At 64.1% G+C, this 6,947-nt stretch carries 5 protein-coding genes; all 5 read right to left on the bottom strand.

What is annotated here, in order from left to right; all coding sequences use genetic code 11:
• A partial coding sequence (locus ACFQ6N_RS39760) for a T6SS phospholipase effector Tle1-like catalytic domain-containing protein (RefSeq protein ID WP_380659045.1) occupies positions 1-1,543 on the bottom strand: 1,543 nt, incomplete at its 3' end.
• Between the two features lie 176 nt (positions 1,544-1,719).
• Positions 1,720-2,346: a DUF3304 domain-containing protein gene (locus ACFQ6N_RS39755; RefSeq protein WP_380659044.1), complete on the bottom strand. Its 627-nt coding sequence runs from the start codon at positions 2,344-2,346 to the stop codon at positions 1,720-1,722.
• A 167-nt stretch (positions 2,347-2,513) separates the two neighbouring features.
• Positions 2,514-3,104, bottom strand: coding sequence for a DUF3304 domain-containing protein (locus tag ACFQ6N_RS39750; RefSeq protein WP_053450623.1), 591 nt, complete (start codon positions 3,102-3,104; stop codon positions 2,514-2,516).
• On the bottom strand, positions 3,101-3,916 hold the full coding sequence (locus tag ACFQ6N_RS39745) for a DUF4123 domain-containing protein (RefSeq protein WP_080374957.1): 816 nt from the start codon (positions 3,914-3,916) through the stop codon (positions 3,101-3,103). Before ACFQ6N_RS39745 ends, ACFQ6N_RS39750 begins: the two co-directional genes overlap by 4 nt.
• Entirely contained in the window at positions 3,909-6,518 is a 2,610-nt protein-coding gene (locus ACFQ6N_RS39740) for a type VI secretion system Vgr family protein (RefSeq protein WP_053450625.1), read from the bottom strand. The genes ACFQ6N_RS39745 and ACFQ6N_RS39740 overlap by 8 nt, the downstream gene beginning before the upstream one ends.
• Positions 6,519-6,947: the final 429 nt, after the last annotated feature.

Below are 6,947 nucleotides of genomic sequence, written 5' to 3'. Positions count from 1 at the left end.
GGTCCCAGATCGATTGGATCTGGCCATCCAGCCACTGCTGTTCCTTTTTGCCCCGCAACCTCGCCTGCACGAAATCCTGCACGGGAATGCCCTGGAACCGAGGCGGCGTGGCCATGCCGTGGTGGGCAGCGTAAGGATCCTCGGTGCGCAGGCGGGCCGTGGCGTTGTTGTAGCGCATCGCCCGCGCCTCCTGCACCAGCTCGGCATTGCCGCCGCCCAGGTCCGCGCGGTCCTGCGCAGGCGCCTGCAGGTAGCCCGGCTGGCGATCGAAGTCATCCAGATGCTGCCGACGCCACAGCAGGTACTGGCGATAATGGGCATACATCAGCACCGCCGTGCGGTTGGCCTTGGAGGCGGCGGTGCTGGCCGGCAGGAACGGCGCCATCGCCTGCAGGTACGCGTTGTAGTGCTGGCGCAGTTTCGGGGAGACCTCGAACTGAGCGGCGGTTTCCTTGTCCGCTTCGCCCATCGGCAGCAACGGCACCCCTGCTGCCAGCGCATGCCGGTACATGTCGCATAGCGGAATCTGCGAAAGCTTGTCGGCATCCTTCGGCGAACGCCCCTGCTCACCGGGCGTGTAGCCGCCGCCCACGTCCGAATGTACCCCGGGGTAGATGATCTGCTCGCAGTTCGCGCCGTCCACCAAGTCCACCGGGAACGAACCGCGTACTTCATGCGCGGCCACCATATGCACACAGCGACGCACATCGGCGGGAATGCGCAGGTCTTCGGCCGACGCCCAACCACCGTGGCCATCGAACATCGACTCAAAGAAGCTCTGCGCGGCACCTACCGACGCGACCGTATCGAACAAGCCGACGAAATCGATCTGCACCGGAATTCCACACAAGCGCAGCGGCCCGGGACCGGGGTCGCAGGCATCGCCGAGCCAGTTGCAGAACACGCGCGCCTCGGTGGCGCCGCGCGAGAAGCCAAACACCGATATACGGATGCGGTCTACACGGGGATTCTGCTTCTGGAACGGCGCAACCTTCTTCGCAAGAAAAGCGCGTCGCTCCTGCAAGACTGCCCGCCGCGCTATGTGATCGGCGCGCGCGAGATGAGTGCCACGCACGCGCTGTAACGCGCCCACCATGTTCCAGAAGCCGCCGCTGAGCGAGTTGCGAAGATCGATTTCCTCCTGCCCTTGGTTGACCGCCAGGTAGTTGGACAGCGACATCCGCGCCGCCTGCGCCAAGCGCTCTACGTCCTGCAGGTGCAAGCGGAGATCGGCACTCATCTTGCGCGCGATGGGGACGGTGGAATCGAAGCCCATCGCGGTCGTGACGGTTGTCTCTGCAAAATGGGTCAAGAGGTGGTCCTGGACCTTCATCAGCATCCAATTCACCCGACCCTCGCCGCCCCAGCCCGCCGCCGCGCCGGCACGGGCATGCCAGCCGGTGCCGGTGTCGCCAATTTCTCTCAGCGCCTCGGTGCCGACGCCTTGGATGTAGCTCGCAAAATTGGTTGGCCGACGACCAATTCCTTTGGCTCGCCCTAGATCATAGACGTCGAAGAGTCGAGACACATTGCTCTCGCTCATGTCCTTACGCTTCTTCGATGCCAGCCTGTGATTACGAGTCCCATCGAAGAAGCAGCCCATTGACACGTCTACTCCGCAATCCGTTTCAGTCCCCATACGGGAAGAGGAGTATCTCCCTAGTTCAGTCAAACTGAGTTGCGCCGAAGGATCTGACACCGGAGGCGCCACATTTACTCTCATTCTGTCACCCCGCCCCTTGCCGTCACCTCAAGAAATCCATTGATCTTTTCTGGATCACGCTCGCTGTCGGCAAAATCAAGATCGTAAGCAAATTTAGGGAATCCCGGAAAATATGGCGTAGCTATGACCCTCACCTCATCACCAGGGAAATACATAAAGAAGATGAAACCATCCAAGAAGGGCTTGTAGCGCGGCACAAAAATCTCCTTCTCAATATAGCTATGCGGATCCTTAAGGAACATGCTACTCGTACGGTAAGCAACCGTTACTTTCAGGCCCGGATGCCAAAGCCGAGGAAGCGTCACGCAGCAGGTTCGGCCATTGCTACTGGCTCGGGCACGCATCGCACCACCCCACGCATCATTGATGAAGACTTTTCCTAATCCCTCATCAGAGTAGTTCGCAACTCCAATCATCAGATGCATTTCTGACGGCGCGTCGGTGATGTCGTGGCCAGTGTCAGGCTCAATAATGCGCGGCTTCGGAGGACTGGGCGGTGGTGGACCAATCCTGAAATCCATGAGCTTCAGCACTAGGCCAGTCAAGGCAAACAGCGCTAGCCCGATCAGAGCAACCCTGACAAGCACCTTCGTTACAACAGCTATTCCCTCAGGGTTGCTCATTCAAACGCACCCTTAGCCACGGCACACGCCGTCGTAGATGATCTGCTCGCAGTTCGCGCCATCCACCAGATCCACCGGAAATGACCCCGCACATCGAACCTTCTTACGCGTGCTAAGACTTATTGATTCCTTGTCCAACGGCGCCAAAGAACTCACTCTCATTATCTCTATTCCTCTCCATCCGACTCAATGAGAAATCTAGAAATTCGTTCAGGGTCACGCTCAAGCTCAGCATGACTAATGTCGTAGGCAAACTTTGGATATCCCGGGAAATACGGCGTTGCCACGACCCTAACTTGATCGCCCGGGAAGTACATGAAATAGATGAAACCATCAAGAAACGGCCTGTATGGCGCGACAAAGATGTCCCTCTCAACATAGCTACTGGGATCCTTGAGAAACATGCTGCTGGTGCGGTAGACCACCGTCACCTTCAACCCCGGATGCCAAAGACGAGGCAACGTCACGCAGCAGGTCGCAGCGTTCCCACTGGCTCGTGGCTCCATCCCACCCGCCCAAGCGCCATTGATGAAGACCGTCCCCAATCCATCATCCGAGTAGTTGGCCACGCCGATTGTCAATGACATTTCTGGCGGTGCACCAGTAATGTCGTGACCAGAAGCAGAGTCGATGATGCGTGGCTTCGGAGGACCGGGCGGTAGTGGTCCAATCCTGAAGTCCATGAACTTCAGCACCAGGCCTGCCACAGCAAGCAGCGCCAGCCCGATCAGAATCACCCTCGTCACAAACCTCTTCATGGCGTCTCATCATCGCCATGGGGCGCATTCCTCGCGGCAACGACCTTGATCGTCATCCGATGCGCCAGCGCGGGATGGTCGATGCCTCGGCGTGCCAGACGTCCCAGCACGTGTTCCGCGCAGCGATGCACCTGCGAGGGCAGCATGCCGTCCGGGCGCAGCACGGGCCGCTGCAGGATGAAGCGCGTGATGGCATCGGCCTGGCTTCCGCTCCGTAGTGTGGCCTCCTGCGCCGCGGTGAACGTGAGCGGCCTGGCGTCGGTATCGAGCGGCACTCCCCCCTTGCCGGTTACGCACATCCAATCTCCGATGCGGGTGGGCAGGTGCCAGTCGTGTAGACCGCCCAGTACGCGCGTCCGCTGTGCATCGTCCAGCGCATCCAGCAGGCGGGCGGCGGCACGCCCATCGGCCCAGCGCAGCAACCACGGCTGGCCGGTGCTGGAACGACCCTCCCAGATCCGCCGGAGATGCTCGGCCAATGCATGCGGGTCGCCGGTGCTGCGCAGCACCGACAGCATCGGTGCGCCGTTGCTCAGGTCCAGCAGCGCCTGCCAGCAGCATTCGCGTGCTCTGGCTTCGTCCGGCAGGACCACCAGGCATGGCGACAACCGGTCCAACCCTTTGCCGGTATAGCGATGCGTAAACAGCGGCACCACGTCAGCGGCCAGCGCGCGCAGCTGCGTCCAGGCGTCCGGCGCGAATGCCATGTCCAGCAGCGCACAGGCGGGCCGCGCGTCCACACACTGGTCGCCGGGGGTCTGCCACGGCAACCGGGAATGCCGCCACGGATCAATCCACGGGGCGTCAGCCATTCTTCGTAGACCATGGCAGGCCGGCCTGCATCGCCTTCAGCAGGCACTCCACGCAGACCGTCTGTGCGAACTGCGGTAGCGGAAACAGCTCCTGCACCGGACCGGTGAAGTGCCGGTTGCCGGCTTTGATGGTCAATGTGCCTGGACAGCTCACCCGCAGGTGCCCGTCCGCCAGGGTGATCGAAGCGCCGCCGGCAGTTGCGATGTGCAGCGTGTTGCCTGCCGCCAGTTGCACCTCCCCGTGCTGGCTGGCTGCCACCAGCCCAGCGCGCGCCTGCAGGTGCACGGCGTCTGCCTGCGCCTGCATATCAAGCACCTGTTGGCCAGCCACCACGCTCAACCCGGCACTCCCCGGAGTGCGTGTCGCGCCAGCCAGCACGCCGATGGCCTGGCGGCACTGCCAACGCCCATGGCCGGCAACGGTCACCGCCGAACTGCCGCCACTGGCCAGCAGCGTGCTGTGCCCCACCCCCAGCTGGATCGCCTGCCCGGCCACCTGGCAGATGCCTGCCCGTGCGGACAGGCCAAGCACCGCAGACCCGGTTGCAGGGATGTCTTCGTCAGCACCCTGCAGCCGCTGCGATGCCGCCACGCTGTCGGCCAGGGTCTGCAGCACGCTGGCACCGTTGCCCTCGGCGGCGTGGCCGCGCAGCCGCACTGTGCGCTGCTGCCGTGCCGCTTCATCAAAGGAGTGCGCCAGCACGAGCGTCTGCCGCAACAGCGCGACCGGCGCGGCGCGCAGACCGGCCGGGGTGGCCGCAGAGCGCTGCATGCTGTCCAGCCACAGGCCTGCCGTGGCACGCACGGCGCCCCACGCGTCGCTGCGCAGTTCGAATCCACTTCCGCGCAGGCTGCCGCGGAAGTTGTGCTGCAGGTGACGCAGATGACCCATGCTGATCGCGCTATGGCACTGCGTTGTGCCAAGCCGCACCTGCAGCTGGTCGTCGCTGTCGTCGAACTCGAGACTGTTACCGCCATGGCCGTCCCAGCTCTGCGAGCTGATGCCCCATACGGCGCCGGCATTGCGCTGGGCCGATTCACCCGCGCCTGCGGCATGCCAGCGCGGGGCGTTGCCACCGGCCAGGTTGTTCTGGGCACTGCTGCCAGCATCGCTGGACAGCCCCAGCGCTTCAGCGCGTGACTCGCCCTGGCCGTTGTAGAGCGCCCCCATCACGATGGGGCGGCAGAGGTCGCCGTTGATGAAGTCCACCACCACCTCCTGGCCGACGCGGGGCAGGAACTGACTGCCCACGCCGGGGCCGGCAAAGGTCTGGGCGACGCGCAGCCAGCCGCTGTCGGCCCTGCTGTCGGTGGCAAAGCCGAACCGCACACGGATGCGCCCGCTGCTGTCCATGTGCAGCGGTGCACCGTCATCGCCACCGAGCACAGTGGCCAGTTGCGGGCCAGGGGCCGTCGACCGCCCAGCCCTGCCATCCGGAGAACGTCGCCACCGACGGTCGAACGGCATGGCCTCGAAGCGATTGGCATAGCCCAGCCTCTGCGCGCGGTCGGCGGGCACGGTGTCGGGCAGTGCGTGCAGCGGCAGGTGATCCTGCAGTTCGAGAACCTCAGGCAGCGTGTTGACCGCTGCGTGCTGCACCGCTGTAAGCAGCAACGCGGGCGCTACTCGCTGGCCGGGCTCTGGCAACACCTCGAATGCGTAGCCGGGCTGGAAGTCCGGCTCGGTGCCTTCGCCGGTCCAGCGCCGCTGCTCACACAACGCTGCCTCGGTGTCGCGCATCACCTCGGCCAAGGCCTCGCGCGAGGTCTCCCACGCCGCGTGGCGTGCCGGCGAATAGTCCTCCAATGGGCCACTGGCCACAGTGCGCACAGGCAAGCTGGCCGAAACCACACACAACGGATCGTCCAGATCCGCCACCCGGGTCATGTGCGTCGGCACGACGCGACAGGTCTCATGCAACAGCGCGATGCCCGCGTCATCGGGCACGCGCTGGGTCTGGTGCAGGCGCCGGGGCCGTGACAGCAGCGAGCATCGGGTACTGTCGCCGAAGATCATCATCGTATGCCCACCCGGTACATCGGGCAGCGTGCGGATGCACCAGCCCAGGCCTTCATCGGCCATCAACTGCTGCAGGAACGCCATGTCCGATTGGCGGTACTGCACGCGATAGCCCCGGCACCGGCGGTCGATGGCAGCAGTACTTCCAACGTGCCAGGACCAATGCGCCAGCGGCGCGTGCACCGAGAGCACCGTGCTGATGATGCTGGCCACGTCCTGATCCTGGAACACGCGACTGTGGCGGCTGTCATGCAGCCAGGCGGTCCAGTCGGCCAGGTGCACGCGGTACCGCACGAGGCGGCCTGCGCAGGCCAGGCGCTCGACACTGCGGATCAGCCCGCCCCGGACAACGTCTGCACCGTCCGGCAGGCGTGTGGTGATGCTTGCCGGCCGGGCCACCCAATCATCCAGGCTGTGCTCGCACGGCTCGCCCAGCAGATCGATCTGGCAGCGCAGGCCTTCGGACAACGATTCGCTGCCGTGCCAGCGCTCCACGATCAATCGCAATGCGGTAGGGCCGCAGAAGCGATGGACGCGCGACGACGCCTCGTGGGCAGCAACGAACGATGATCGGTGATCCATGGCAGTTCCTTGACAGACACAGCACGCGAAGAAACGCGCTTTCCATGCTTCAAGCCTTGGCGGATCAATGCCGAGGACGCAATCCGAAAAGTTTCCGAAAAGCGTCGAAGATCAATTTCTGCCTGGTATTACAGCGCTTGCACGATGCATCGCGGGGGCGTGCAGCCGTTGCCGAGCCGCCAGGAAGGCGGAATACGACAGCGGCTGCGGGGCGGTGCCTCGCACGCGGCGACTATTGCAGCGTCGCCGAACCCCGATTCCTTTCGGCCTGCAACTGCCGTTGTGCGTGGGTGGTCAGCTCCCGCGCAGCCAGCAGCAGGCCATTCATCGCATCCGGGGGCACGACCTGCGACGCGCACCGGCAGCAGACCTACACCGCCGACCCCGGGATGTACGGCGAGCGGCGCTCCGCCACCGGCGGCCCCGAGG

Source organism: Kitasatospora sp. NPDC056446, assembly GCF_042796115.1.
Classification (GTDB): Bacteria; Actinomycetota; Actinomycetes; order Streptomycetales; family Streptomycetaceae; genus Kitasatospora.
The sequence above is the reverse complement of the archived record's forward strand: the minus strand, read 5'-3'. Positions and strand labels throughout refer to the sequence as shown.

What these genes read in the sequence shown, in the direction of transcription:
- ACFQ6N_RS39740 (WP_053450625.1), bottom strand. Translation starts at nt 6,518, where the DNA reads ATGGATCACCGATCATCGTTCGTTGCTGCCCACGAGGCGTCGTCGCGC.
- ACFQ6N_RS39755 (WP_380659044.1), bottom strand. Translation starts at nt 2,346, where the DNA reads ATGAGCAACCCTGAGGGAATAGCTGTTGTAACGAAGGTGCTTGTCAGG.
- ACFQ6N_RS39745 (WP_080374957.1), bottom strand. Translation starts at nt 3,916, where the DNA reads ATGGCTGACGCCCCGTGGATTGATCCGTGGCGGCATTCCCGGTTGCCG.
- ACFQ6N_RS39750 (WP_053450623.1), bottom strand. Translation starts at nt 3,104, where the DNA reads ATGAAGAGGTTTGTGACGAGGGTGATTCTGATCGGGCTGGCGCTGCTT.